Source organism: Pseudoalteromonas sp. S3178, from assembly GCF_005886985.1.
GTDB classification, from domain to species: domain Bacteria; phylum Pseudomonadota; class Gammaproteobacteria; order Enterobacterales; family Alteromonadaceae; genus Pseudoalteromonas; species Pseudoalteromonas carrageenovora.
The window spans coordinates 1-229 of sequence record NZ_PNCW01000673.1; the positions used below are offsets into that span (position 1 = coordinate 1).

Sequence of the window (229 nt, forward strand, 5' to 3'; positions counted from 1 at the left end):
TTTGTATTAGTACGGATGCCGATTTTGTGATAACAGGAGAAGTATATCCGGGCGAAAATAAACCCGAAGGTCCCTTTGGAGATCATTTAGGATATTATAGTTTACAACATGATTTTCCGGTAATGCGTGTACATGCGGTATATGCCAGAAAAAATGCTATTTGGCCGTTTACTGTTGTTGGAAGGCCCCCACAGGAAGATACCAGTTTCGGACAACTCATTCATGAAAT

Annotated in this window: 1 protein-coding gene; it reads left to right on the forward strand. The window is 40.6% G+C overall.

All coding sequences use genetic code 11. The features are described from left to right. Positions 1 to 229: UbiD family decarboxylase (locus CWC11_RS22700; protein WP_138684303.1), on the forward strand; the 229-nt coding region annotated here is incomplete at both ends.